Origin of the sequence: Sphaerotilus mobilis (genome assembly GCF_004216565.1) — a bacterium.
GTDB classification, from domain to species: Bacteria; Pseudomonadota; Gammaproteobacteria; order Burkholderiales; family Burkholderiaceae_C; genus Sphaerotilus; species Sphaerotilus mobilis.
In genome coordinates this window covers 604914-629919 of sequence record NZ_SGWV01000009.1, presented here as the reverse complement: position 1 = coordinate 629919, position 25006 = coordinate 604914, and the positions used below count along the sequence as shown (strand labels likewise).

Below are 25006 nucleotides of genomic sequence, written 5' to 3'. Positions count from 1 at the left end.
CCGGCCGCCCAAGCGCCATGCCAGCCACCCGGGCCGAAAGCCCTCGGCCGTCCCTGCTGCTGATGATCGTCCGAGAGGGCGACCGGCTGTGCTGCACGCTGACCGACGGTGGCGGCATCGGCCTGCGGGCCGAGCTGCCGGTGGCGCCGTACTGGCGACTGGAGGCCATGGCCGCCAGCCTGTCCGGGCATGACGGCGCCACACAGCGTCAGACCTACGGCGGTCTGGTGTACCGCGAGTTGCTGCCCCTGCCGGTGCGCCAGACGCTGGCCCGGCTCGGGCCCTGTGACCTGACCTTGCAGCTGGCGCCCGACCTGGCTGGCGTGACGTGGGAGCTGGCCTTCGACGGCGAGCTGCACCTGGATGAGCGGCATGCCGTGGCGCGGCGACTGATCGACGGTCAGGCCACCGTGGCGCGACCTCATGCCGGTGCACCGCGCGAGCTGCTGCGTGTGCTGATGCTGGCCGAGGACGGCGCCCAGCCGGTCACCGAGCTGCTCGACACCTTGCAGGGCAACGGCCTGCGGGCGCTGTTGGTCGACCGGGCCGCTGTCGGCAGTGGCGCGCTGCAGGCCCTGCTGCACCGGCACGACGTGCTGCACCTCGTCGGTGGCCTCGACGGGGCCGGAGCGGCCGACCCGGCCAGCGCCGCCTTGCTGCCGCTGCAGCACTGGCCCAACGCCAGTGGCCGGGCCATCGAGGCCAGCGTCGAACTGGCGGCTGAGGCCGGCGGCGGACTCGCGTTGGTCGTGTTGCAGGCGACACCGTCGCAGCTGCGCGCCGCACTGGCCTCACGCAGCGGTGCCGTGCGCCAGCTGATCAACGCCGGGGTGCCGGTGCTGCTGCATGCCGGTGCGCAGCCGTCCGACCCGCCATGGCCCGGTCGGACCAGCCCGCAGGCCTTCCTGTCGACGCTTTACCCCTGCCTGGGGGCCGGGCTGACGCTGGGGGAGTCGGTCCGGCGCGCCCGCCTTGCCGCTCGCGCCCAGGGCGAACCGTGTGCACACACCCAGCTGCTGGGCAACCCGTCGCTGCGCCTGTTGCAGCCAACCCGCCCGGCCAGCGGCGCGGCCGACCATGTGCGTCAGGTCACGGTGCTGTCCTGCGACCTGGTCGACTCGACCCGTCTGATGCATCAGCTCGGCGACGAGGCCTACAGCGAGCAGCTGGCGCGTTACCACGCCGTCCTGGGCGAGACCGTCGCCGCCCATGGCGGACGGGCCGACGACCCCCAGGGGGATGACGGCGTGATGTGCTACTTCGGCTTCCCGCAGGCGATCGAGAACGCCGCCGTGCTGGCGCTGCGGGCTGGCCTGCAGATCCTGGCGCGCTGCGCCGCGCTGGGGCTGCCCGTGAGGCTGGGTGCGGCGACCGGGCAGGTGGTCGTCAAGTCGGACCAGCCGGTCGGCGCGGCGGTGCACTACGCCGCCCGCCTGCAGGCGATCGCGCCGCCGGGCCAGCTGATCGCCAGCGAGGCGACCTGGCGGGTGGTGGCCGAACGCTTCGAGTTCGAGTCGCTCGGCGCCGCGCCGTCCATGAAGGGCTTCGACCAGCCCGGCGAGATCTACCGCGTGCTGGGCGAATCGACGCTGCGCGGCACCGAGCGCTTTGACCGTCAGTCGCAGCTGGCGCCCTTCGTGGGCCGGGTCGAGGAACTCGCCTGGCTGCGCGCGCGCAGCCGGCTCGACGAGCGCGCCGACCCGCGCGCCCGCGCGCTGCTGGTGTTGGGTGAGGCCGGCATCGGCAAGTCCCGCCTGGTGCGGGAGTTCCGGCGCGGCGAGGCCGGCCGCGGCTGGCGCTTCATCGAATGGCGCTGCGCCCCGGAACAGGCCACCACGGCCTGGTTTCCGGTGACGGAGTTCCTCGGCCGCTACCTGCGCTTTCGCGACACCGACAGCGCCCAGCAGCGACGCGACAAGATCGCCGCCAGCGACATGGGCCAGTTGCGCCACGAACAGGGCGGCGCACTGCTGGCCCAGCTGCTGAGCGTGCATGGCGACCCGGCCGCGCTGGCCGGCTGGTCCAGCGAGCGCCAGCGCCGCGCCACCATGGACCTGCTGCTGCAGTGGATGTGGCAGGCGGTCGAGGCCGAACCGGTCTGCCTGGTGGTCGAGGACCTGCACTGGATCGATCCGTCCACCCGCGCCCTGATCGCCCGCGCCCTGAGCGAAGGCAACGGGCGACGCCTGCTGCTGCTGATGACGTCCAGGCCCGAGCCCGGCCAGGACGACAGCGACCTGGGCGCCGACACCCTGCTGCTGCCAGGCCTGACGCCCGACACCGCCCGCCAGATGGTCGACAGCCTGTGCGGTGCGCGTCGCATCGATCCGGACACGGCCCATTGGCTGCTCGAACGCGCCGACGGCGTGCCGCTGTTCCTGGAAGAGTCCACGCGCATGTTGCTGGACCTGGCCGGACCGGCGGTCGACCCCCGTCCGGCCACCGCGCCGGTGCCCGCCACGATCCACGACCTGCTGATGGCCCGGCTCGACCGCGCCCCGGCGGCCAAGCGGCTGGCCCAGGTCGCCAGCGTGATCGGGCGCGAGTTCACGCGCTCGCTGCTCGGCGCGGTGGTCGCGCACACACACTGCCCCGTCGGCGTGGCCGACCTGGACGACAGCATGGCCACGCTGGTGCAGGCCGACCTGCTGATCCCGCGTGGCTCGGACCATGAGCCGCTCTACCTGTTCCGCCACGCGCTGCTGCGCGACGCCGCCTACGGATCCTTGTGGGAACGTGACCGGCGCCGGCTGCACGGCGTGATCGCCGAGGTCATCGAGCTGACGCTGCCCCACGTCGCCGAGGCCCAGCCCGAGCTGCTGGCGCGCCACCTGACCGAGGCCGGCCTGATCGCCGAGGCGGTCGCGCAATGGGAACGCGCCGCCCGCCGCTCGGCCGCCCGCTCGGCCCACCTGGAGGCCATCGCCGACCTGGAGACCGCGCTGGTCCTGCTCGACCACATGGCGCCGGGCCTCGAACGCGAACGCAGTGCGCTGCGGCTGAACCTGCTGCTGGCCAGCCGCCTGATCGCCACCGAGGGCTATGGCGCCGACCGGGTCGAGCATGTCTACGGTCGTGCGCTGGACCTGGCCCGCCAACTCGGCGACGACGTCGCGCTGGCCAAGGCGCTGTTCGGGCTGGAAGGCTTCCACTTCATGCGCGCCGACTTCGACCGGGCGCGCCAGATCGGCCAGCAGGCCGGTGAACTGGCGCAACGCTCGACCGACCCGATGGCGCGGCTGCAATCGCAGTGGTCCGAGGCCAACCTGGTCTTCCACCAGGGTGACCTGATCGGCGCGGTCGACCGCATGAACCAGTGCCTGGCCGACTACCGCAACTTGCCGCACCGCCCCAGCGCCGTGCAGGACCCGGGCGTGATGTGCCTGTGCTACTCGGCCTGGGCGCTCTGGCAGCTCGGCCAGCCCGACGAGGCACTGCGGCGCGCCGAACAGGTGGTCGAACTCGCGCGGGGCCTGAAGCACCGTTTCAGCATGGCCGAGGCCTACGGCTTCCTCAGCGTCGTGCACTTCTTCCGGGGCGAGAACGAGGCCGCGCTGCAGAGCGTGCAACAGGCGATCGAGATCAGCCAGGAGGGCGGCTTCAGCGTCTGGCTGGCCCATGCCGAGGTGGTGCGCGGGCGGCTGCTCGTGCAGGTCGGCGACGTCGACCGCGGCGTCGCGCTGCTGCGCACGGGCTACCAGCGCTGGGTCGACAGCGGCGCGGTTGTCACGCGTTCGTTCTACCTCGCGCTCTGGGCCCAGGGCGAGGCCGCCGCCGGCCGCAGCGACCAGGCGCTGGCGCTGCTGGCCGAGGCCCTTGAACTGGTGGCCACGCGCGGCGAGCGCTACTTCGAGCCCGAGCTGCTGCGCCTGAGCGGCGAGTTCCAGCGCCTGCTGGCCCTGGGCGACCAGGCCGTCGATCCCGGTGCCGATCCGCAACGTCTGAAGGCCATGCTCGATGCCTCGCGGGACTGGCTGGCGCAGGCCCGTGAACGGGCCGCCGCGATGGGCCAGCACGGCATCGCGCTGCGGGTCGCCATCAGCCGGCTGCGGCTGGAGCAGGACCGGCAGGCTCTCCGGCTGGACGACGACCGGCCGGGCCAACCCATCGCCGTGGCCCGCGTCGAACAGGCCCGCCGCGACCTGGAGGAGGCCCTCGCCGCCATCCAGGGTGGACGCGGCAGCCGCGACGTCCTGTGGGCCGAGGCGCTGCTGGCACGGCTGTCGGGCGAGCCCCGCGCGGCGCGCGCGCCGCTCTGGATCGACGCCGACATGGCGCGCTCCTTCGACCTGCCCACGCTCGATGCCCGTCTCTGGCCGCAGGCCGGACTGGCGACCCAGGACAGCGGTTGATGCCAGCGGCTCACGCCTGAACCCCGATCCCGGACGACCACAGACCGGCCCCAGCCGGCAACCGACGTTCCACCGCGCTGCCAGGGAGGCCGCATGACCCGACGTATCCCCGACCACCGCGTCACCGACGCCCTGCGTCGTTGCCTCGAACAGGATGACCGGCGTCCACCCGACTGGGCTCGGCATGGCCTCGACCAGCCGGTGTTGGCCTTCACCAGCCGGGCCGAACCCGAGACGCCCACCTTCCTGGTGCGCGACGCCGCCCTGGTGCGCGAGGTGCTGACCGACACCGCCGGCCGTTACAGCAACAAGCCCTATGCCGAGCTGGGCGGTGGCGAGTTCATGCTGGCACTGGATGGACAGGCCCATGAGCAACAGCGCCACTGGGTCACCCATGTGCTGTTCGGCGGTCGGGCCGCCGCCCACCTGCCGGTGCAGGCGCTGGCCCGGCTGGCCTGGGACGAAGCCGCCGTGCTGGCGCTCGGCAAAGAAAGGCTGGATGCCGTCGCGCTGGCCCGCGATGCGGCCGTGCGCTTCGTCGCCCACCTGTTCGGCTTCCCCAGCCAGGACCTGACGCTGCTGACCGGCCTGACCCGCTACGTCTACGACGGCCTGGTGCACGTCATCCTGGGGCGTCACATCGGCGTCTCGCCCAAGACCGCCTGGAAACGCGATGCCAGCGCCACCGCGCGTGAACGGGTGCAGCAGCTGATCCTGGACCACGCCCATCTGCAGGCCGCGTCCAGCGCAAGCGGTGCCAGCGGTGCAAGCGGTGCGCCCCGCCGCACCACCCCCGAAGACCTCGACCGCTGCGACGTGCTGCAGCGCGAACTGGCCCAGCTGCGCGCCGACCTGGTCGCTCACGGGGCAGGCATCGCCGGCGCCACCTTCGTGCCGCTGTGTGCGCGCCTGGGGGGAGCGCCCAGCAGCCTGCCGGGCGCGCCGCTCACGCCCGATGAACAGGCCGCCATCGTGCTGGGCCTGCTCGGTGGCACCGTCGGCAACGTGCAGACCAGCGTCGGGCTGATCGTGGACCGCCTGCTTGATGCCGACGTCGACCACGCCAGCGCGCTGCGCCGGTCCGCCCATGCGCTGCAGGCCGACACCCACATCGCCGAGCTGCAAGCCCTGCGCGACGCCACCTGGCAGGTCCTGGCCGAACAGCCGCCGGTGGCCTTCCTGCCGCGCCGGGTCGTGGCCGAGGGCCTGACGCTGGGCGGCGTGGACCTGCCGCCTGGCGCCAACCTGGTGCTGTGGGCGGGCGCACCCGAACCGCGTCCGAGCGCCGCCGTCACGCCCTGGCAGACACGCGTCTTCACCACCCGTGCCCCCCACGACTGCATCGGCGACCATGTCGTGATGCCGCTGCTGCTGCAGCTCACCGCCGGCCTGCTGCGCCTGCCCGGACTGGCGCGCGAGTGGGCCGAGGTCGAAGGCCGCGAACGGCGGCTCGAACGGCGCTGGCACTTCGCCGCCCGCAGCCTGCCGCTGCGCCACCTGCGCGAACGCCACCTGCGCCAGCAGCCGCTGTGCGTGGTGATGGACGTGCGCGAGCCGATCGCCGAACACGGTCCGGCCCTGCAGCGCCTGATCGGCTGCGCCGCGCCGCTGATCGAGCAGAGCCTGCTGCAATCGCAGCACATCCACAGCGCCTGGTTCGTGATGTTCAACGGCGGTCGCCAGCTCGCCCTGTTCACCACCTACGACGGCAGTTTCGATGCCTACATCGAGTACTTCGCCGGCCGGGTCGGGCCGCTGTTCGACCTGCTATTCGTGCACATCGTCGACGCGCCGGTCAAGCGCCCGATCGGCCGCTACCCGAAGGAGTTCGTCGGGCGCATCCGCAAGGCCCACGCGCTGCATGCGCCGGTCGCCGGACTGGTCTTCAGCGCCTGCCCGCAGCTCACCACCGCCGAGATGGCTGCCGCCGATGCCTGGCAACGTCGCCAGCTTGGACAAGGGCCGCGCCAGCGCCCCTTGGGTGAACGGCCCGACGCCCGCGACGCGGTCGAGCGCGCCGCCCACGACGCGCTGCTGGCCCCTGCCATGCGCGAGCTGTTCGAGCCCTACACGCTCGCCCGACAGGCTGGCCTGCGGCTGGCCTTGTTGCGCCAGTCGGCCACGCGGGTGCGGGACGCGCTGTCCCGCCACCCCGACACGCTGCGCGACGAAGCCCGCTGCCTGGCCGAGGTGATGGCCGACGACGGCGGCGCGCCACCGGACGATGGCGTGCCGGCCGACTCGGCCGAACTGCGCCGCCGGGTCGTCGAGCTGGTCGACCGCCTGCCGCTGCAGGTCGAGGCCCGGCTGGCCGCCACCCAGGGTGGACGGGGCCGGTCGACACCCGCCGATCCCGGCCCGCCGCTGGCACATGCCGACGCCCAGGCACTGGCCGACCGGCTGGTCGAGCGCATCGCCAGCTGGCCCGGCCTCGGACCGGCCGACCCCAACGGCGAACGGCTGCGGCTGCGCCATGCGCCCGACCTGCAACGGGTGCACGGCCCGCAGTGCCTGGTGCTGGACATCCGGGCACCGCAGCGCGACCACGCCCGCGCACTGGTGCGCGAGATCGCGCTGGCGGCGCCGGTGCTGGCGCGTTGCCTGCGCGAGTCCGGTCTGGCCCATTTCGCCTGGTTCGTGCTGCTCGACGACGACCGCCAGCTCGCCCTGCTGGCCCAGGTCGACGGCGGCCTGGAGCCCCTGCTCGGCCTGCTGGCCCGCGAGGCCTCCGACCTGTTCGACCGCCTGTTCGACCACCTGGCCGACCCACCGCCACGGCCCGTCAGCCGCCACCGCTCCGCCTTTGTGAGCCGCCTGCGCGCCAGCGTCAGCGGGCACGAGGCGGTCGGCGGCTACTTCTTCAGCGCCGCCCCGGCGCTGCGCGTGACCGACATCCAGCGCGCCGAGCGCGAATGGCGTCGCCGCCTGCCCGCCTGAGCCCGATCGCTGCCGGCAGACCCTGGGAGACCGACATGAACCTCGACGACCGCCACGCGCCACAGCGCCTGGCCGGCTGCGGCTACCGCCGGGCCGATGCGGTGCGGCACCTGGTGCTGCGCATCCGGGATGAGCAGGGCCATGACGACAGCCCCGCGCTGACCGGCCGGCCGGCGCGCCGGGTGCTCAACGCCTTGCGCGACCTGCGCGGCCTGCGCGATGCCCAAGGCCCCTTGTGTGACCACGCCTCGGCGCTGGCAGGCGGGGTGGATCTGGCCACGCGCGACGGCGCCATCGACATCGGGCTGACCTTGTCCGGACTGCGTCGCCTCGGCCTGCCAGCGGCCTGGGTCGAGCGCGCGGCCGGACGCTCCGAGGCCTTCCGGCAAGGGGCCGCCGCCCGCGCCTGGCGGGTCGGTGACGGTGGCCCGGCGGCGCCCTCGCGCTGGGAAGACTGGGCCCGCGACGACCCGGCGCGGCGCGTCGACCTGGTGCTCAGCCTGCACGCCGCCACGGCGGCCCAGGTGGAGGCGCTGCGCCAGCGGGTCGAAGGCCTGCCCGCCTACGCGCTGGCCTTCGAGCCGCTCGCCTGCCTCGCGGGTGAACGCCTGCCCGAGCCGGACGGTCAGGGCCGCAGCGCCGTGGCGGTCGAGCATTTCGGCTACCGCGACGGCATCGCCCGACCGGTCTTTGTCGACCGCCGCAGCCCGCAGGGCGGCCTGGGCCGGCATCCCGAGCCGGTCGCGCTGGGCGAGCTGCTGCTGGGCCACCTCAACGAGGTCGGCGCCAACCCCTGGGACTTCCGTGACCTGCGCTGGCAGGACGCCAGCCAAGCGCCGCCGCCCAGCGAGGAACCGCATGTCAGCCTGACCGAGGCGAGCGACTTCTTTCGCGGCGCCAGCTTCGGCGTGCTGCGCAAGATGCGGCAGGACGTCGCCACCTTCGACGCCCAGGTGGCCGAGGCGGCGAATGCGCTGTCGGCCCTGGGCGGATTCCAGCGTGCCATGGCCGCCGGACTGGCTCCGGAGAACGCCCGCCGCCTGGCCGCCGGCCTCGCGGCGCGGGATGCGGGGGCGGTCGCGCAGGCCTACATCCGGGCCCAGTTCTGTGGCCGTTGGCCGGGTGGATCGGCCATGCAGCCGGCCGATGGCTGGTTCGAGCCACTGCCCGCGCCCGCCGGCACATCGCGCCAGCCGGACGGCGCGCGCGCCGAATGGCAGCGGCCCCATGCCGCGCCCGTCGACGGCGCGGCGCACCGCGCGTGTCCGGCCCATGGCTCGCACATCCGCCGCATGAACCCGCGTGACGACCCGGTCGTGCCACCGCGCCGCCGCGTCGTGCTGCGGCGCGGCCTGCCCTATGGCCGGCGCGGCGAGGCGGATGTCGGCCTGCTCGGCCTGTTCTTCTGCGCCAGCATCGAGGACCAGTTCGAGCACCTGCTCGGCGCCTGGGCCCAGCAGGTGCCGATGGGCACGGACCATGTCGGCACCGCCCGTGACCCGCTGATCGGGCAGCACGACAACGCCGCCGCGCTGTTGGAGATCTGGCTGCCCGACGGCGGCGTCCTGTCGGCCCGCTTCGACCGCCCGAGCGTGCTCACGCGCGGCACGCTCTACCTGCTCTACCCGGCCCGCTTCGGGCTCGACACGATCTGCGGAGACCGGCCATGAACGCCCCCATCGAGCCGCCACCGGCTGACCGCTTCTGCGACCTGGTGCTGACCGGCGGCGTCACCAGCGGCGTGCTCTACCCGACAGCGGTCTGCGAGCTGGCCCGGCACTACCGCTTTCACGCCCTGGGCGGCACCTCGGTCGGTGCGATCGCCGCTGCGATCGCCGCTGCCGCCGAATACCAGCGCCGGCTTGGCTCGGACGCCGGCTTCGACGTGCTGGCCCGTGTGCCCGAGACGCTGGCCAAGGCCGTGCCCCGCCCACGCGGCCGGGTCCACGAGGTCACCCAGGACCTGGAAGCGACGCCGACGACGCTGCTGTCGCTGTTCCATCCCAACACCCCGGCCGGCGTGCGGCTGCTGCGCCTGTTCCTCGCCGCAAGCCCGACCGCCCGGCCCGATCTGACGTGGGTGCAAAGGGTGCGCGCCGCGCTGCCCGAGCTGTGGCGCTCCTACGGGCTGGCGCTGGGCCTGACCGCGCTGCTGCTGCTGGCGGTCGTCGTCGCCGGCCTGTGCGCATGGCTGGCCGGCGGCGGTGGCTGGGCCACGGCGCGCACCTTCGCGCTGACCGGCATGGGCCTGATCGGCAGCCTGCTGATCGGCGCGGTCGTGCTGGCCGCGCTGCTCTGCCGCGACCTGCGCAAGGGCGTGCTGGGCAACCACCTCGGCCTGTGCACCGGCCTGGGTCAGCCCGACAGCGGCAAGGGCCTGACCGACTGGCTGCACGACTCGATCCAATGGGCCGCCGGCCGCCTGTCAGACGAGACGCCGATGACCTTCCGCGACCTGGCCGAGGCGCCCGAAGGCGAACTGCCACCGCCCGCCGATCCGTCCGGCGCACGCCGCCGATCGATCGACCTGCGCATGGTCACCACCTGCCTGAGCCACGGCCGGCCCTACGAGCTGCCGCTGGCCGACGGCGAGGACAGCGCCACGCTCTACTTCGCGCTGGAGGAGTGGCAAGCCTATTTCCCGCGCGCCGTCATCGACCTGCTGCGCGACACCTGCGCGGCCTACGAACCGGGCGCCGCAGCAGCGGTCTGCACGGGTCTGCCCGCCGGTCCACGCCTGACGCTGCTGCAGATGCCGCGCGAGCGCATGCCGCTGGTCGTCGCCTCGCGGCTGAGCCTGAGCTTCCCCGGCATCTTCTCGACCGTGCCGGCCTGGCGCCTGGACCTCGACCAGCGCTGCTGGCGCCGGGTGCGCTTCTCCGATGGCGGGATCTGCGCCAACTTCCCCATCCACCTGTTCGACGCCGCCGTGCCGCGCTGGCCGACCTTCGGCATCCTGCTCGACGACGCCGACCTGGGCAGCCAGGTGCCGCCGCACGCGACCATGATCCAGAGTCCGGTGACCCAGCAAAAGGGCTACGTCTGGATGCCCCGCAGCCACCGCGAAGGCGCCGAAAGCCATTGCCAGGACCTGCCCGAACGCGGCGTGCTGGCGGCGGTCTTCGCCTTCATCGCCCAGGTGCTCAACACCGCGCGCCGCTGGCAGGACTACACCCTCACCGGCATGCCCGGGGTGCGCGAACGGGTCGTGCGCATCTCGCTGGCGCGCGGCGAGGGCGAGCTGGACCTGCGTGTCAGTGGCGACGAGATCCAGCGCCTGGGCCAGACCTACGGCCGCTGCGCCGCCGGGCTGCTGCTCGACGCCTTCCTGCCACGCACCGACGGCCAGCCCTCGCCGGGCTGGTCCGAACACCGCTGGATCCGCTGGAACCTGATCGCCGACGGCCTGCGCCAGCGCCTGGCCGGCCTGACCGAAGCGGCCGAATCCGCCCCGCACAGCCCGCCACTGGCCGAACAGATCGAGTCCGCCCGGCACACCAGCCCATTCCGAAACTCCCGCAACCCCCGCAACCCCCACGATCCCCACGACGCCCCGCTCGCCGACGAGCAGCGCGCCGCCCTCGCCACCCTGCTCGACAGCCTCAGCGCCGTCGAACGCCAGACGGCCCAGATCTGGTGGGAGCAGCCCTACCAACCGGAACCCCGGCCGAGGGTGACCGTGAGGCCGGGCCTGTGAACACCACCCTGACGCGGCCCCTTGCCAGCGTCCGTGCCCTCAGCGGCCTCGGCATCGCCGCCGATCGCCACGCCGGCGCGCACTCGCCGCGCCAGGTGCTGATCGCCGGGGACGAGGCCTACCAGCGCTTCGGGCTGGCCGACGGCGTGCTGGGCGAGAGCCTGCGGGTGGCCGGCCGCACCGACGACTGGCGCGCCGGTGAGCTGCTGCAGGTCGGCGACGAGGTGCTGCTCTGGCTGACCTTCGCCTGCGAACCCTGCGGGCGGCTGGACCGGCACCGGCCGGGTCTGTCTGCGGTGATCGGCCGCCATCGCGGCATGCTGGCCCGCGTGCTGCGCGGCGGGACGATGCACCCAGGCGACCGGGTCCTGCCGGTCGGATCGGCCCTGCCGGCCGATGCGGACCTGTTCAGCGACGACTGGCGAGCGCGCGTGCTGGCCGTGGCCCGCGCCGTGCCGCCGGGGCGCTGGATCCGTTACGCCCAGCTCGCCGGCATGGCGGGTGTCGCGATGACGTACTGCCGCGCCTTCCCGAGGGTGCTGGCGGGACTGCCGGCCGAGGTCGGCGAGCGGGTGCGCACCGCCGCTCAGGCCACGTCCGGTCAGCCGTGGGATGGGGCGGGCCTGTTCGAGGCCAAGGTCGATGTCGATGTCGATGTCGACCCCGATGCGGCCCTCGCCGCTGCGCCGCCTCAGCGCCCGGGCGTCGAGAAGCGGTAGCCCAGGCCGAGGCCCAGGCTGTCGGCCTGGAAGCGCCGGCCGTCGCTGTGACGGGCGTGGATGCGTCCGGCCGACAGGTGCAGCGACCAGGGCGCGCCGATGTCCACATGCAGGCCGGCGCCGGCCTTGTAGGCCGGACCGTGCGGGTTGGTGCCGGCCAGCAGCTGACCGTAGACCTGCACCCGCTCGCCCGGCTCATGCCGGTTCTGCAGGCCGATGCCCGCCAGCAACTCGCCATAGCCGGGATAGGTCAGGTAGGCGTTCCACGCCACGCTGGCCTGCAGCGGCAGGAACCAGCGCTCGCTGAGCTGGGTGTCGAGCTGCGCGGCCAGCATCTGCAGCGGGTCGCGGTCGATGCCGCCGTAGCGCACGTTCGTCCCGGTCTGCTGGAACAGGCTGAAGCGCGACGCCCGGAAGACCGGCGCTGCATCGCCCGCCCGTCCGGCCGGCCGGACGTGGTAGTTCAGCGCCAGCCCGTAGGCCAGGTTGCGCGAGCTGCCACGCGGTGCCGTCAGGTAGCCGGCCGACAGCGCCAGACCCAGGTCCGGGCTGAGCGCATATTCGGCCGCTGCCTTCGGGTAGAGCAGCAAGCCCGCGCCGGTGTCGATGACATCGGGCGCATACCCGCCCGAGCCGACACCCAGTTGCGCAGACAGGCTGGTGCGCGGCGACAGCCAGACGCGCTGGCCCAGTCCACCCAGCAGCTGGTTGTAGAGCGGCCGGCCGCGATGGCCCACACCCAGCGCGGCGAACCAGTAGGTGTCGCGGTCGAAGAAATGGGCGTACTGCAGGTCCGCCGTGCCCAGCGTGCCCTTGAACGAGCCCTGCGGATCGCGCTGCCGGTACTGCTCCAGCGACAGCGTCAGCATGTTCTCGCGGGCCTGCCCGGCCGACAGCCGCGCCTCCAGCGGCGTCAGCGCCTCGCCGTGGGCGTCATAAGGCCCGGCCAGAAAGGCAAACGGCCACTGTACGAAGACGTTGGCATAGCGGTCGTCGATCGCCGCATCCTTGAAGCGCATCTGCGCCAGGTTCAGGCCGACCGACACCTGCGGGAAGGCATAGCCGAGCCCGACATGCCCCTTCACATAGCCGCCAGTGCCCGACAGGAAGCGGCTGTGCCCGGCACTGCGCCCACCGCCCCCACCGCCCGCCGCCAGCCCGGCCGTGGCAAACAGCCGCTGCGTCAGCGGCTGCTGCAGGTGCACGCCCACGTCAAAGGCCATGAAACCGCCGTATTCGCCCTTGAACAGCGGCGCATAGGCCCCCATGCCCAGGTAGACCCGCTCGCTGACCCGGTTCAAGACATGAAAGCCGCCCAGATCGATCGGCGCGTCACCGGGCACGTGGATGCTCTGGTAGTCGAGCACGACCAGGCCTTCACCCCGGAACAGGCGGGACGGCGTGTCCGGGGTGTCGGTGACGGCGGCAACAGGCATGACCGGCGCCGCCTGCACCGACACCACCGCACCGACCAGCCCGACCCCCGCAGCGCGCGCAAGCCACTCCAGGACGCGCCGCGCCCGCCCGCTCATCCCGGTCCGGGCCAAAGGAAATCGAGAACCATGCATGCGGCAGATTCTCGAATGCACCTGTGGTGGCAGATGCGGCCAAGGGCCGATGGATACGGCGCGTTTCGGTGAGCTTGCACGTGCATGCGGGCGGCGACGCCCCGTGTCGGTCGCCAGCAACCGTCATGCGGGCGTGGGCGCCGTGATCGATGCCGGGATCAATCCGCCGGACGGACGCTGGCGAGCAGGTAGGCCCGGATCGTCGGGTCCTCCGTCAAGCCGACGGCGCGTTCATGGGCCTCTTGTGCGACGGCATGTTGGCCCGTGGCGGCGGCCACCCGCGCCAACGTGACCCAGTAGGGCTGATAGGTCGAGACATCACCCGGCGCCAGGCGCGAGAGCAGCAAGCCCGCGCCGGTCGCATCGCCTGCCTCAAGCAGGGCGGCAGCCTGGGCCACGAACACGCCCACGGTCGGGCTGTGCTGCGCGAGCAGGCGGTAGAGGGTGGCCAGCGCCTCGTGGTTCGTGCGGCCCGTGATCGGGGTCTGCACATGAACCGACTGGATGGCCGCTTCGCACTGGTAACGGCCGAAGACCCCGCGTTGCGCAGCGGTGGTGAGATGCGCCTCGGCTTCGATGATCAGGTCGCGGCGCCACAGGCGTGCGTCCTGGTGCTTGAGCGGCACAAAGGCGCCGTCGGCCGCCCGGCGAGCGGGTCGACGGGCTTCGCAGTACAGCATCAGCGCGAGCAGACCTCGCGCTTCGGGCTGGTCGGGCAGCAGGGCAACCAGCAGGCGACTCAAGAAGATCGCCTCGCCGATCAAGCCCTGCTGTCCGGTGTCGGCACCGGGCACCGCGTCCCAGCTGGTGCCGTAGGCGGCATAGATCGCGGCGAGCACGTCGTCCAGCCGGTCCGGCATGTCTTCGGCGCCAGGCAGTTCAAAGCGCAGGCCGGCATCGCGGATCTTGGCCTTGGCGCGCACCAGCCGCTGACCCATCGTGGCCGGCGCGACGAGGAACGCCGCAGCGATCTGGCCGGCGTCCAGCCCCAGGACCGTCTGCAGCATCAGCGGCGTGCGTACAGCCGCGTCGATGGCCGGATGGGCGCAGACGAACAACAGCCTGAGCCGGTCATCCGGCAGGTCGGACGCCTCCGGCTCGGCCTCGTCCTGGAGGATGGCCAGATCGATCGCCGAGGCGTCGACCACGCCCTGGTGACGGCGCATGTTGTGCAGGCTGTTGCGCGCGGCCGTCAGCAGCCACGCTTGCGGATTGGCCGGCACGCCATCGTCGGGCCAGGTCCGCAGCGCTGCGAGGAAGGCTTCCGACAGCGCGTCCTCGGAGGCTGCGATGTCGCGCGACCGGCCCACCAGCAGGGCCAGCAGCCGGCCGTAGGCCTGACGTGCCGCCTGTTCGGCGGCCTGTCGTGCGCTCACGCGCTGGGCGGCGCCATCGGCGGCAACACCGGCCGCACCTCGACCGAGGCGCTGGCGGCCGAAGGCGCCCGCGCCGCCCACGCCAGCGCCGCGTCGAGGTCGGGCACCTCGATGACGAAATAGCCGCCGAGTTGCTCCTTGGTGTCGGCAAACGGGCCGTCCTGCACGACGCGCTTGCCGTCGCGGATGCGCACGGTGGTGGCCATGTGAGGCCCCTGCAGGCCGTCGCCCTTGACGATGACGCCTGCCTGCGCCATCGCCCCGATGAAGGCGTTCCAGCCGCCCCAGTAGCCGGCGGCCAGTTCCGGATCGTTGCGCTTGGCGAATTCGCTCTCGGTCTCGTTCAAAAGCAGCATGTATTGCATGGTGTCGGTCCTCAGTGATTTGAAAAGCGTAGCGGATCGGATGGTGGTTTCAGCGGGGCAGGGCGCGCGCGCGTGCCACCCAAGCGGTCGCGAACAAGACCGCGGCGACAACCAAGACGAGCACGAGGATCGCGAGCTGCCCCGGCAAGGCGTCAAAGACGCCGAAGTGCACGTCGCCGGCAAACAGCGCGACATAGCCTGCCAGCGACGTGGCCAGGACCGGCAGGGCCATGCCCGGGCGGACGAGCAGAGCCATCGACCCGAGCAAGCCCCCGAAGACGCCGACGGCAAAGCCAGCCGTCATCCAGCCCGGCAGCGAAAAATAGATCTGCGCCTGCGCCGCCGTCATGCCAGCCGCCATGGCCGACCGGCCCTCCGGTGTGAGCGTGCCCACGAACTGATAGATGCCGTACAGATTCCACAGCACGCCAAGGGCGGCCATGGCCCAAAGCCAGGCAGGCGCGCGAATGCCGCGCGGGTCGAGTGTGTATGCCGTCATGTGTCGCTCCTTCAAGGAGACAGCGACGAGGCGCCGGAATGGCTCCTCTTCTCGCTGCTCATGGGGATGACACCCGGGCCGGGTCGATTTCGACATCGACGACCCAGAAAAAACGCGCGCGCCGGACCGCCCACCGCCCACCCCACCCCGCCAACCTCGCTCGGTCTGGCGTCTGCCGGGGCCGGTTCCTCGCCGCCGCCTCGCATGACAACATCGCCAGCACCTCCTTGCCGAAGCGCCTGTCATGACCGATCTGTCCATCTCCCGTGCCGCCGACCTCATCGCTCAGGCAAACGCCCTGGTCATCGCGGCGGGTGCGGGCATGGGGGTCGATTCGGGCTTGCCGGACTTCCGGGGTGACAGTGGGTTCTGGCGGGCGTATCCGGCGCTGGGGGCAAGCGGCCTGCGATTCACCGAGGTGGCGTCGCCGGAGACCTTTCGGCGCGATCCGGCCCTGGCCTGGGGGTTCTACGGGCATCGGCTGGCGCTGTATCGGCGCACGGTGCCGCATGACGGCTTCGCGATCCTGCGGCGTTGGGCGGCGGCGATGGCAGGCGGGGCGTTTGTCTACACCAGCAACGTCGACGGGCAGTTTCAGCGGGCGGGCGTCGATCCGGCGCAGATCCATGAATGCCACGGCGCGATCGGGCGCTTGCAGTGCTCGCGCCCCTGTTCGCTGGCGACCTGGTCGGCCGACGGGCTGGTGCCCGACATCGACGAGGCGGCTTGCCGCTGGCGTGGACCCTTGCCGACTTGCCCGCACTGCGGCGCGCTGGCGCGGCCGGCGATCCTGATGTTTGGCGACAGCGCGTGGATCGAGCGCGAGTTCGAGGCCCAGGCCGAGCGGCTGGAAGACTGGCTGGCCGGCGTGCGGCATCCGGTGGTGGTGGAACTGGGCGCGGGCACGCACATCCCGTCGGTGCGGCATTTCGGCCAGCGGGTGGTGACCCGGCATGGCGGCCGGCTGGTGCGGATCAACCCGCGCGAGTCGGCCGTGGCCTTGTCCGATGACGTGGGCTTGCCGATGGGCGCGCTGGCCGGCCTGCGGGCGATCGACGCCCTGTTGCCCGGCCGATCGGGCTGAGCGCCCGGACGTGGGGCTTCAGCGGCTTCAGCGGCTTCAGCGGCTGGCCGCTGCGGCCGGCGCGGGTGGCACGGGCGGCGGCACGAGCGGCGGCAAGCCGACCATGGCGCGGGCTTGCGGGTGGCCATTGGTGGCGGCCTTGCGCAGCCAGACGAGGCTGAACAGCCGGTCCTGCTCGACGCCACGGCCCTCGCGGAACATCGCCGCCAGCGCGAACTGGGCATCGGGGTCGCCCAGGTGCGCCGCCTGTTCGTAGAGCTGGGCGGCCTTGCCCACGTCCTGCGGCACGCCCTCGCCGGTCTCGTAGCGGCGGGCCAGGCGGGTGCGGGCGGAGCGGTCGCCCTGGTCCGCCTGACCTTGCAGGACCGCCACGGATTCGCCCGCCGGCACCGGCTCTGCGGCGTGTGCGGCAGGCCAGCAGCACAGGTTGATCAGCGTCGACAGGGCAAGGGCGATCCAGGGGCGCATGGGGGGTCTCGTTCACAAGGGGCCGGGGTGAGGGCGAATTGTTCCAGCCAGCCGTGCGGGCTCGTGGCCGCACCGATGCACGCGGCGGGCGCTGCTGCGCACAATCACCGCGCGTCCGCTGCGGGCGCCCTGCTGTGTGCAGTGTTGTGTGATCACCGAGACAGGTCCGCCATGTCAGCCTCCACTTCCCGCCGCCGCTTCCATGCCCTGCTGGCCGGGGCCGCGCTGTCTCCGCTGGGCCTCCTCGCCCACCCGGCCCGTGCCGCCGGCGCCGCGATGCCGCTGTTCGATGCCCACATCCACTACAGCCACGACGCGGTCGAGCTGCTGCCGCCGCAGCAGGCGGTGGCAATGTTGCGGGCCGCCGGGCTGCGCGGGGCCTTCGTGTCGTCGTCGGACGACCGTGGCACGCAGCTGCTGGCCGCCGCCGCGCCCGACCTGATCGTGCCGCAGCTGCGCCCCTACCGGACCCGGGCGGATGTCGCCACCTGGGTGCGCGAGCCGCTGATCGTCGACTACGTCGAGCAACGCCTGGCGCGCCATCGCTACGTTGGCCTGGGCGAGTTCCACCTCTATGGCGAGGAAGCCGCGCTGCCGGTGCCGCGCCGGCTGGTCGCGCTGGCGCGCGAGCACGGCCTGATCCTGCATGCGCATTCGGACATCGACGCGGTCGAGCGCCTGTTCGCCCTGTGGCCCGAGGCGCGCGTGCTGTGGGCCCATTCCGGCTTCGAGCGGCCCGAATCGGTGCGCGCGATGCTGCGACGCCATCCGCGCCTGTGGTGTGACCTGGCCTTCCGTGGCGACCATGCCGACGGCGATCGCATCGAGCCGGCCTGGCGCGAGGCCTTCGACGAGTTCAGCACCCGCTTCGTCATCGGCACCGACACCTTCACGCCTGAACGCTGGCACGTCATCGGCGACCACGCCGAGCGTTCGCGCCGCTGGCTGGCGTCGCTGCGGCCGGCCCAGGCCGAGGCGATCGGCTGGCGCAACGCCGAGTCGCTGCTGCGCGGGGTGGCATGACGCCGCCACGATCGACACCAGGGTGGGCGGTCAGGCTGGGGGTCTGGCTGGGGGTCTTGCTGGGGGTGACGGCCCTGCCGGCGCGGGCCGCCTGCGGCGACACGCTGCCGCAGCCCGGCCGGGCGGTGATCGCGGCCAACGGCCTGCAGCTGGCCCATGCGCCGACGGTCTGGCCGCTGCCGGTGGGCGAGCCCTTCGGCCTGGACATCGAGCTGTGCGGCACGGCGGCTGCGCTGCTGCAGGTCGAGGCCGACATGCCGGCGCATCGGCATGGCCTGAACTACCGCGTCCAGCTGCGCCAGACCGCCCCGGGCCGCTACCGCGCCGACGGCCTGCTGCTGCACATGCCCGGTCGTTGGCGGCTGCTGTTCGACCTGGGGCCGGCCCAGTCGCCGCAGCGCCTGGTGCGGTCGGTCGATGTCGACTGAGGCCCGCCGGGTGCGCGGGACGCTGGCGACCCTGGCCGTCGCGCTGGCCCTGGCCCTGGCGCTGGCGTTGTCGCTGTCGACCGGCCTCGCCGCCGCAGCAAGCCGGGCGGAGCTGGCCGACGCCGAGGCGGCGCTGGAGCTGGCCGCCTTGCGCACGCTCGGACCCTGGCCACCCGCCACGCCGCGCGATGCCGGCAACCCGGTGTCCGGCCGGCCCGACGCGATCGCGCTGGGCCGTCGCCTGTTCGCCGACCGGCGCCTGTCGGGCGATGGCTCGCTGGCCTGCATCGACTGCCACCAGCCCGCGCAGGCGCTGGCCGACGGACTGCCGCGCTCGGTCGGCCGGGTCGTGCTGGCGCGCCATGCGCCGTCCTTGTGGAATGCCGGCCTGCAGCGCTGGCAGGGCTGGGACGGCGCGGCCGACAGCCTCTGGTCGCAGGCCATACGGCCCTTGCTCGATGCGCGCGAGATGGCCGCCACGCCCACCCATGTCGCCAAGCAGATCGCCGCCGATGCCGAGCTGGCCTGCCGCCACCGCGCGGTGTTCGGCACGCCGCCGGATGCCGGCACGCCCGCTGCGGCCGAGCGCACGCTGGTGCAGGTGGCGCAGGCCATGGGCGCCTGGCTGGCGACGCTGGTGTCCGGCCGCACCGCCTTCGACGATTTCCGCGATGCCCGACTGCGTGGCGATGGGCCGGCCGAGGCGGCTTACCCGGCCGCTGCCCGGCGCGGTCTGCGCCTGTTCATCGGCGAGGGCGGCTGCACCGTGTGCCACGGCGGGCCGCGCTTGAGCCATGGCGAGTTCGCCGACATCGGCCGGCCGCACTTCAGCGCGCCCGGTGTGGTCGACCGTGGCCGCGAGGCCGGCATCGACGCGCTGCGGGCCAGTCCCTACACCTTGACCGGTCCCTGGGCGCAACACCCGCCGACCAACGGATCAGCCGCTGCCACCGCTGCCGATCCGGCCCTCACCACCCGGGCCTTGCGGGCCCAGCCGCGCAATCTGGGCGAGTTCCGCATCCCCTCGCTGCGCAATGTCGCGGCCACGCCGCCCTACACACACGACGGTTCGGTCGCGAGCCTGGACGACATGCTGCGGCACTACGCCGACCTGGACCTCGAACGCCTGCACGCCGATGGCAGCGAGCTGCTGCGCCCCTTGGGCTGGAACGCCGCCCAGCGCGCCGACGTGATCGCCTTCCTGCGCACGCTCGACGACCCGGCGGCGCGGCGCCTGCCGATGCCGGTCGAACCCGAAGCGGTTGCGGGCTGCGGTGACAGGCTCACGCGATGAGCCTGACGATCTGATGGCCGGAACGTCCGGCGTCAGTCGTCAGTCGTCCTCATCGTGCGAGCCGCCGTCCTGCAGCAGCTGCGTGATCGCGCCCGGCGGGATCAGGCCCTTGGGCGAGTCCAGCCAGGCCCAGGTCCACCAGGCCAGCACGGCGACCAACACCAGCGCCGCGACACCGCGCAGCGGGCGCTTGACCAGATCCGGGCCAGCGCCTTCCTGACGACCGCTCAGCATCGGCATGGCCAGGTTGCGGCGGCGCAGCCAGATGCCCAGCGCGAGCAGGCCCAGGTGCGCCAGCACCAGCAGCAGCAGGCCGTTGCCGAAGAACTCGTGCACGCCCTCCAGCCACTCGCCGCCGACGTCGTTGTAGACCGACCAGCCGCTGGCCGTCAGCGGCACGACGAAGGCCATCAGCGCCAGCAGCGCGGCCGACATTGCCAGGCTGGCGCCGAGCGCCCAGTGGCTGCGCGGGACCTGGTCCGGGCGGGCATGGCGCCGTGCCTGGTCGAACCAGCCACGCACGCCCGCGAGCTTGCGCACCATCGGCGCGAGCCGTGCGTGGCGCGGGCCGAACAGGCCCCACAGCACGCGGGCGACCAGCAGGCCGGCCATCGTGTAGCCGAGCGTGACGTGCAGGGCGCGCAGCTTCTCGCCCTCGGAGGTCAGGTAGGCACCCAGGAAGCTGAGCGCGAACAGGGCGTGGAACATGCGCGTCGGCGCATCGGTGACCAGGCGCTGGCGCAGCGTGCGGGTGCCGGCAGGCGCGGCGGCGGGCGCGGCGGCGCGGCCGAGGTCGGCGGGGTGTGCGGTGGTGTTCATGGGGCGTGGATGTCCTGTGGGTCCTGTGGACGATGCGGACGTGCTCAGCGCGGGATGCGCACCGAGTCTTCGTCGTAGTCGCCGCGTTCGGCACCTTGGTGGCAGGCGGCGCAGTTGGCCGGGCTCTTGATCGAGGCGCGTTTCCAGATGTCGGCACGGATCTCGTCGTGCTTGCGCTCGAACCAGGCCGCGCGCGTGATGCGGTCCTCCGGCGGTTCGCTGCGGGCGCGCTTGCCGGTGCCGGCTTCGCGTTGCAGCCAGGCGCTGATCTCGGCGGTGGTCTTGGGGTCGAGCCCGGCGTCGCTGCCGTAGTGGTTGTCGAGCCGGCCCATCAGCCGGGTCCAGGACCCGGCCGGCAGCAGCGCCGGCGGGAAGGCGATGTGGCAGGCCGTGCACTCGGCGTCATAGGCCTTCAGCGGCGTGCGCGGCAGCAGGTTGCCGTCGGCCAGAGCCGGCGTGGCGAAGGCCAACCAGCCGGCCGCTGTCAGCGCCGTCAGCAAGGTGGCCGATGTGAGCCGTGTGCGGCGGATGCTCAGGCGGTCTGGGTGGGTCATGGCGGGGCTCCGTTTCACTTCAGGCTGACCAGGTAGGCCATCACGTCGGCCTTCTCGGCGGCGGTGCACTCGCGCGAGAGCACGTCCTTGCAGTTGCGCTTGAACCACTTGTCGGACTTGGCGACGTCGGTGAAGCGCTCGGCGTTCTTTGCCGGGGCGAGCGGCTGGATCGCCTTGCCGGTGCTGGCGTGCTTGCCGGTGGCCGTCGGCGGCTTGCCGTGGCAGCTGGCGCAGGACCACTCGCCGCCGTGCGTGGCGTTGAAGAAAGCCTCACCGCGGCCGGCCTGTCCGGGCGTGCCGGCGGCCTGGTTCCAGCGGGCCAGCTCAGCGGCGGGCGTCGTGTCGCCGGCAAGGGCCGGGGCGACCAGGCCGGCGCTCAGGCACAGGCTGGCGAGCCAGACCTGGCCGGTGCGGGCAAGGGTGCGGGAGATCTGCATGTCGGGACTCCTGGGTCAGGCTGCATGAGGGGATGGACGGCATCTTCGAGAACCCCCGCTGTACCCACCCTGAAGGCCGCATTCATGCGAGATTCATCGCCCCTTGCGCAGCATCGGTGCCCCATGCCTTGCCACCTGCCCTTCTGCCACCTGCCCTTTTGCCACCGCCCGACTGTTGCGGCCCTTGGCGTCCTGGCCGTCGCCCTGTGCCTGACCGGCCTCGCCCCGCCGGCCCGCGCCGATGACGACCATGACCGCGCCCGCGCCGCCGTGGCCAGCGGTCAGGTGCTGCCGCTGCGCAAGGTGCTGGAGGCGCTGGAGCGCCAGCAGCCAGCCGGCCAGGCCGCGCCGCAGGTGTTGGAGGTCGAGCTGGAGGAGCGCCGCGGCCGCTGGCACTACGAGATCAAGCTCCTGCAGGCCGACGGCCGCGTCACCAAGGTCAGGCTGGATGCCCGCACCGCCGAACCCTTGCGCCATGCAAAAGACCGTTGAGCGGCGCTGCGGCAAGATCGATCGCGCCCTCCCAACCACGAGTCCCGAACGATGAAGATCCTGCTGGTCGAAGACGACGCCGCGCTGGCGCAGCAGCTGCGCGCCGCACTGGCCGAGGCCGGCTACACGGTCGACCACGCCGCCGATGGCCGCGAGGGCCAGCACCTGGGCGAGGTCGAGACCTACGACGCCGCCGTGCTGGACCTAGGCCTGCCGCTGATCGACGGCCTGAGCGTGCTGAGGCGCTGGCGCAGCGCCGCTCGCACGCTGCCGGTGCTGATCCTGACCGCGCGTGACCACTGGCACGACAAGGTCGCCGGCATCGACGCCGGGGCCGACGACTACCTCGCCAAGCCCTTCCACATGGAAGAGCTGCTGGCCCGCGTGCGGGCCCTGATCCGCCGCGCCAACGGGCTGGCCAGCCCGACGCTGCACAGCGGTCCCGTCGCGCTGGACACCCGCAGCGGCCGGGTCACCATCGATGGCATGCCGGTCACGCTGACCAGCCACGAGTACAAGCTGCTGGCCTACCTGATGCACCGGGCCGGCCAGGTGGTCTCGCGCACCGAGCTGACCGAGCACCTCTACGCGCAGGACAGCGACCGCGACTCCAACACCATCGAGGTCTTCATCGGCCGGCTGCGCAAGAAGCTGCCGCCCGGCCTGATCGAGACCGTGCGCGGCCTCGGCTACCGGCTTGAAGGCGCGCCGGAAGGCCGATGAACACGGGCCTGTCGGTCATCGGACGTTTGCGCGATTCGCTGCGCGCCCGCCTGCTGGCGCTGACGCTGGCCGGCATCTGTGTCGCCTTGCTGCTGGCCGGCTGGGGCCTGTCGGCGCTGTTCGCCCGCCATGTCGAACGCCAGACCGAGGCCATGCTGCGCCTGCACCTCGACCAGCTGACCGGCCATGTCGAACGCAGCCCCGACGGCAGCCCGCAGGTCGACGCCAGTGCGCTGCTCGACCCGCGCTGGCGGCGTCCGTCCAGCGGCCTGTACTGGCAGGTCGACACGGCCGAGCGGCGCGGCGCGGCGCGCTCGCGCTCGCTGTGGGACAGCGCCCTGACCTTGCCCGATGACACGCCCGCGCCGGGCGAGCTGCATGCGCACCGCGTCGCCGGCCCGTTCGAGCCGGCGCTGATCGTGCTCGAACGGGTGGTCGTGCCGCCCGATGCGGTGCCGGTCAACGAGGACGTCGACCGGCCGGACCCGATCACATCGACGCTGGCCACAACGCCGCACTGGCGCCTGATCGTGGCGGTCGACGCAGCCGAGGTCGACGCCGCCACCCGGCCCTTCATCGGCAGCCTGGCGGCCTCGCTGGCGCTGCTCGGCCTGCTGCTGATGCTGGCGGCGCTGGCCCAGGTGCGGCTGGGCCTGGCGCCCTTGCGCGGCCTGCAGCGCGCACTGGCCGAGCTGCGCGACGGCCGCCAGCAACGCCTGGTCGCACCCGACGCTGGCGCGGCGTTTCCGGCCGAGGTCCAGCCGCTGATCGACGACTTCAACCAGGTGCTCGAACGGCAGTCGCAATGGATCGCCCGGGCCCGCAGCCAGGCCGGCAACCTCGCCCATGCGGTCAAGACGCCGCTGGCCGTTCTGGCCAACCAGGCTGCGCCGCATGCGGCCGCCGACGGCCCGCTCGGCGAGCTGGCCCGCCATGTCGCCGAACAGGTCGACACCGCCCGCCGTCAGGTCGACTGGCACCTCGCCCGCGCCCGCAGCGCCGCGCTGGCCGGTGGCAGCGGGCTGCGCACGCCGGTCGCGCCGCAGGTCGATGGCCTGGTCCGGGTCATGGCGCGTGTCCATCAGGCCCGCGAGCTGCGCATCGACTGGGACGCCGACCCGCCCGAGTTGGCCTTCCTGGGCGAACCGCAGGACCTGCAGGAGCTGCTCGGCAACCTGATCGACAACGCCTGCAAGTGGGCCCGCCAGCGGGTCGTCATCGACGCCGCCTGGGACACGTCCGGGCGGCTGCGCCTGCAGGTCGACGACGACGGCCCCGGCCTGGACGCCGCCCAGCGCGAGGCCGTCCTGCAACGCGGCGTGCGCGCCGACGAACAAGTCCCCGGCCACGGCCTGGGCCTGGCCATCGTGCGCGAATCGGTCGCCCTGTACGGCGGCGAACTGACACTGTCCACCAGCCCACTGGGCGGCCTGCGGGTGACGGTGTTCTTGCCAGGCGCCCCGGGCCTGCCGGGCTGAGCAAGGCGTGCTGGTCGCCGGGTTCACACCGCCCGGTCGATCGGGCACCCCGGGTCCGACGGCAACACGCACCGGCCGCAGCGTTCACGCCAACCGGAAGGTCGGACACCCCGGGTCCGACGGCAACGCGCACCGGCCGCCGCGTCCACACCACCCGGTAGGTCGGACACCCCGTGTCCGACGGGCTCGTGGCCGCAGCCGCGTTGGGGCTTTCGGCCGAAGGTGCCCAAGGCCATCTGATGGGCGCGTTCAAACGGGGTTGTTGGTGAACAGGCCCATCGGCACCAGCCCGTCGGACACGGGGTGTCCGACCTACCGGGCGGTGTGTCCGATCGGGGCGGTGTCGCCGTCCGACCATGGCGGCGTCTCAGACGGGTGAAGGTGACGGCTCGATCCAAGGCCTGGCGGCCTCGATGAACACGGCGCATGTCCCATCGAACATGACATCGGTGGCCCACCGTTGCCGACCCAGCAACACGCACCGATCGCCGCATTCACACCGCCCGGTCGATCGGGCACCCCGGGTCCAACGGCAACACGCACCGGCCACCGCGTCCACACCACCCGGTAGGTCGGACACCCCGTGTCCGACAGGCTCGCGGCCGCAGACGCGTTGGGGCTTTCGGCCGAAGGTGCCCAAGGCCGTCCGATGGGCGCGTTCAACGGGGTTGTTGGTGAACAGGCCCATCGGCA

General features: G+C 72.8%; 20 protein-coding genes. 12 read left to right on the top strand and 8 right to left on the bottom strand.

Features of this window, described 5'->3' with window-relative positions:
• Positions 1-17: 17 nt before the first annotated feature.
• From EV685_RS12120 to EV685_RS12100, 5 genes are all read left to right on the top strand, one after another.
• The gene (locus tag EV685_RS12120) at positions 18-4352 is read left to right on the top strand and encodes an AAA family ATPase (RefSeq protein WP_130482259.1); all 4335 of its coding nucleotides are present in this window, start codon (positions 18-20) and stop codon (positions 4350-4352) included.
• A gap of 93 nt (positions 4353-4445) precedes the next feature.
• On the top strand, positions 4446-7289 hold the full coding sequence (locus EV685_RS12115) for a hypothetical protein (RefSeq protein WP_130482258.1): 2844 nt from the start codon (positions 4446-4448) through the stop codon (positions 7287-7289).
• A gap of 35 nt (positions 7290-7324) precedes the next feature.
• On the top strand, positions 7325-8959 hold the full coding sequence (locus EV685_RS12110; RefSeq protein WP_130482257.1) for a hypothetical protein: 1635 nt from the start codon (positions 7325-7327) through the stop codon (positions 8957-8959).
• Complete coding sequence (locus EV685_RS20790; RefSeq protein ID WP_207224811.1) at positions 8956-10986, top strand: patatin-like phospholipase domain-containing protein; 2031 nt, start codon at positions 8956-8958, stop codon at positions 10984-10986. The genes EV685_RS12110 and EV685_RS20790 overlap by 4 nt, the downstream gene beginning before the upstream one ends.
• Complete coding sequence (locus tag EV685_RS12100; protein ID WP_130482256.1) at positions 10983-11705, top strand: MOSC domain-containing protein; 723 nt, start codon at positions 10983-10985, stop codon at positions 11703-11705. Before EV685_RS20790 ends, EV685_RS12100 begins: the two co-directional genes overlap by 4 nt.
• On the opposite strand, the gene EV685_RS12095 is transcribed toward EV685_RS12100, so the two are convergent.
• The 4 genes from EV685_RS12095 to EV685_RS12080 all read right to left on the bottom strand — a co-directional run bounded on the left by EV685_RS12095 (position 11678) and on the right by EV685_RS12080 (position 15513).
• Positions 11678-13141 (bottom strand): hypothetical protein, encoded by a 1464-nt coding sequence (locus EV685_RS12095; protein ID WP_130482255.1) that lies wholly within the window; start codon positions 13139-13141, stop codon positions 11678-11680. The genes EV685_RS12100 and EV685_RS12095 overlap by 28 nt on opposite strands.
• Positions 13142-13431: 290 nt before the next feature.
• Positions 13432-14649, bottom strand: coding sequence for an RNA polymerase sigma factor (locus EV685_RS12090; RefSeq protein WP_130482254.1), 1218 nt, complete (start codon positions 14647-14649; stop codon positions 13432-13434).
• The gene (locus tag EV685_RS12085) at positions 14646-15014 is read right to left on the bottom strand and encodes a YciI family protein (RefSeq protein WP_130482253.1); all 369 of its coding nucleotides are present in this window, start codon (positions 15012-15014) and stop codon (positions 14646-14648) included. The genes EV685_RS12090 and EV685_RS12085 overlap by 4 nt, the downstream gene beginning before the upstream one ends.
• A 49-nt stretch (positions 15015-15063) precedes the next feature.
• On the bottom strand, positions 15064-15513 hold the full coding sequence (locus EV685_RS12080) for a hypothetical protein (protein WP_130482252.1): 450 nt from the start codon (positions 15511-15513) through the stop codon (positions 15064-15066).
• A gap of 244 nt (positions 15514-15757) precedes the next feature.
• Between EV685_RS12080 and EV685_RS12075 the strand changes: the two genes are divergently transcribed.
• Entirely contained in the window at positions 15758-16597 is an 840-nt protein-coding gene (locus tag EV685_RS12075) for an SIR2 family NAD-dependent protein deacylase (protein ID WP_130482251.1), read from the top strand.
• A gap of 36 nt (positions 16598-16633) precedes the next feature.
• Here EV685_RS12075 and EV685_RS12070 read toward each other — a convergent pair whose 3' ends face one another.
• Positions 16634-17065 carry a tetratricopeptide repeat protein gene (locus EV685_RS12070; protein WP_130482250.1) on the bottom strand — a complete coding sequence of 144 codons (432 nt, stop codon included), beginning with the start codon at positions 17063-17065 and terminating at the stop codon, positions 16634-16636.
• 171 nt (positions 17066-17236) lie between these two features.
• Between EV685_RS12070 and EV685_RS12065 the strand changes: the two genes are divergently transcribed.
• The 3 genes from EV685_RS12065 to EV685_RS12055 all read left to right on the top strand — a co-directional run bounded on the left by EV685_RS12065 (position 17237) and on the right by EV685_RS12055 (position 19810).
• On the top strand, positions 17237-18088 hold the full coding sequence (locus EV685_RS12065; RefSeq protein ID WP_130482249.1) for an amidohydrolase family protein: 852 nt from the start codon (positions 17237-17239) through the stop codon (positions 18086-18088).
• Positions 18089-18153: 65 nt separating this feature from the next.
• Entirely contained in the window at positions 18154-18516 is a 363-nt protein-coding gene (locus EV685_RS12060) for a hypothetical protein (protein WP_130482248.1), read from the top strand.
• On the top strand, positions 18506-19810 hold the full coding sequence (locus EV685_RS12055) for a cytochrome-c peroxidase (protein ID WP_130482247.1): 1305 nt from the start codon (positions 18506-18508) through the stop codon (positions 19808-19810). The genes EV685_RS12060 and EV685_RS12055 overlap by 11 nt, the downstream gene beginning before the upstream one ends.
• A gap of 39 nt (positions 19811-19849) precedes the next feature.
• On the opposite strand, the gene EV685_RS12050 is transcribed toward EV685_RS12055, so the two are convergent.
• Genes EV685_RS12050 through EV685_RS12040 form a run of 3 tightly spaced genes read right to left on the bottom strand, consistent with a single transcriptional unit; the run spans position 19850 to position 21620 of the window.
• Complete coding sequence (locus tag EV685_RS12050; protein WP_130482246.1) at positions 19850-20629, bottom strand: cytochrome b/b6 domain-containing protein; 780 nt, start codon at positions 20627-20629, stop codon at positions 19850-19852.
• Between the two features lie 44 nt (positions 20630-20673).
• Positions 20674-21183, bottom strand: a complete 510-nt coding sequence (locus EV685_RS12045) for a diheme cytochrome c (protein ID WP_130482245.1) — start codon at positions 21181-21183, stop codon at positions 20674-20676.
• Between the two features lie 14 nt (positions 21184-21197).
• Positions 21198-21620, bottom strand: a complete 423-nt coding sequence (locus tag EV685_RS12040) for a DUF1924 domain-containing protein (protein WP_130482244.1) — start codon at positions 21618-21620, stop codon at positions 21198-21200.
• 123 nt (positions 21621-21743) lie between these two features.
• Here EV685_RS12040 and EV685_RS12035 point away from each other — a divergent pair, with 123 nt between their 5' ends.
• The 3 genes from EV685_RS12035 to EV685_RS12025 are packed head-to-tail and all read left to right on the top strand — an operon-like array spanning position 21744 to position 24313.
• The gene (locus EV685_RS12035; protein ID WP_242615546.1) at positions 21744-22112 is read left to right on the top strand and encodes a PepSY domain-containing protein; all 369 of its coding nucleotides are present in this window, start codon (positions 21744-21746) and stop codon (positions 22110-22112) included.
• Between the two features lie 51 nt (positions 22113-22163).
• On the top strand, positions 22164-22835 hold the full coding sequence (locus tag EV685_RS12030) for a response regulator (RefSeq protein WP_130482243.1): 672 nt from the start codon (positions 22164-22166) through the stop codon (positions 22833-22835).
• Entirely contained in the window at positions 22832-24313 is a 1482-nt protein-coding gene (locus EV685_RS12025; protein WP_207224810.1) for an ATP-binding protein, read from the top strand. The genes EV685_RS12030 and EV685_RS12025 overlap by 4 nt, the downstream gene beginning before the upstream one ends.
• Positions 24314-25006: the final 693 nt, after the last annotated feature.

Coding starts and splice junctions, on each gene's coding strand:
- EV685_RS12120 (WP_130482259.1), top strand. CDS start 18: ATGCCAGCCACCCGGGCCGAAAGCCCTCGGCCGTCCCTGCTGCTGATG.
- EV685_RS12115 (WP_130482258.1), top strand. CDS start 4,446: ATGACCCGACGTATCCCCGACCACCGCGTCACCGACGCCCTGCGTCGT.
- EV685_RS12110 (WP_130482257.1), top strand. CDS start 7,325: ATGAACCTCGACGACCGCCACGCGCCACAGCGCCTGGCCGGCTGCGGC.
- EV685_RS20790 (WP_207224811.1), top strand. CDS start 8,956: ATGAACGCCCCCATCGAGCCGCCACCGGCTGACCGCTTCTGCGACCTG.
- EV685_RS12095 (WP_130482255.1), bottom strand. CDS start 13,141: ATGCCTGTTGCCGCCGTCACCGACACCCCGGACACGCCGTCCCGCCTG.
- EV685_RS12085 (WP_130482253.1), bottom strand. CDS start 15,014: ATGCAATACATGCTGCTTTTGAACGAGACCGAGAGCGAATTCGCCAAG.
- EV685_RS12080 (WP_130482252.1), bottom strand. CDS start 15,513: ATGACGGCATACACACTCGACCCGCGCGGCATTCGCGCGCCTGCCTGG.
- EV685_RS12075 (WP_130482251.1), top strand. CDS start 15,758: ATGACCGATCTGTCCATCTCCCGTGCCGCCGACCTCATCGCTCAGGCA.
- EV685_RS12070 (WP_130482250.1), bottom strand. CDS start 17,065: ATGCGCCCCTGGATCGCCCTTGCCCTGTCGACGCTGATCAACCTGTGC.
- EV685_RS12065 (WP_130482249.1), top strand. CDS start 17,237: ATGTCAGCCTCCACTTCCCGCCGCCGCTTCCATGCCCTGCTGGCCGGG.
- EV685_RS12055 (WP_130482247.1), top strand. CDS start 18,506: ATGTCGACTGAGGCCCGCCGGGTGCGCGGGACGCTGGCGACCCTGGCC.
- EV685_RS12050 (WP_130482246.1), bottom strand. CDS start 20,629: ATGAACACCACCGCACACCCCGCCGACCTCGGCCGCGCCGCCGCGCCC.
- EV685_RS12045 (WP_130482245.1), bottom strand. CDS start 21,183: ATGACCCACCCAGACCGCCTGAGCATCCGCCGCACACGGCTCACATCG.
- EV685_RS12040 (WP_130482244.1), bottom strand. CDS start 21,620: ATGCAGATCTCCCGCACCCTTGCCCGCACCGGCCAGGTCTGGCTCGCC.
- EV685_RS12035 (WP_242615546.1), top strand. CDS start 21,744: ATGCCTTGCCACCTGCCCTTCTGCCACCTGCCCTTTTGCCACCGCCCG.
- EV685_RS12030 (WP_130482243.1), top strand. CDS start 22,164: ATGAAGATCCTGCTGGTCGAAGACGACGCCGCGCTGGCGCAGCAGCTG.
- EV685_RS12025 (WP_207224810.1), top strand. CDS start 22,832: ATGAACACGGGCCTGTCGGTCATCGGACGTTTGCGCGATTCGCTGCGC.